Here is a 281-nt window from a genome sequence, read left to right on the forward strand (position 1 = left end):
TTTACAAAAAATACAGTTACAGCTGCGGCAGCTGTGATGATTCCGTTATGGATTGTTTTTTGAAAAATATTTGCTTGTTTCATTTTCTTTTTTCTCAGAATTCTTAAGAGCACTATCAGTTTCTCCACAAAAATAAATAAAATCGATTTTATTAAAAATATTTTTATAATTTATTGAGCAGTAAATAACATTGCGACAAGCTGAGTTGCTGAACCGGCTATAATAACGCCAATTGCCCAGCGTACAAAGGTATCTTTTTCGATATAACGCCCTGCATAACC

The 281-nt window shown here is 32.4% G+C and carries 1 protein-coding gene; it reads right to left on the reverse strand.

The genetic code is table 11. The features are described 5' to 3' along the window. Positions 1–170: 170 nt before the first annotated feature. The coding region (locus BN202_RS09165) for a TrbC/VirB2 family protein (protein ID WP_019220342.1) at positions 171–281 on the reverse strand (111 nt) is incomplete at its 5' end.

This window comes from Bartonella florencae (genome assembly GCF_000312525.1).
Classification (GTDB): domain Bacteria; phylum Pseudomonadota; class Alphaproteobacteria; order Rhizobiales; family Rhizobiaceae; genus Bartonella; species Bartonella florencae.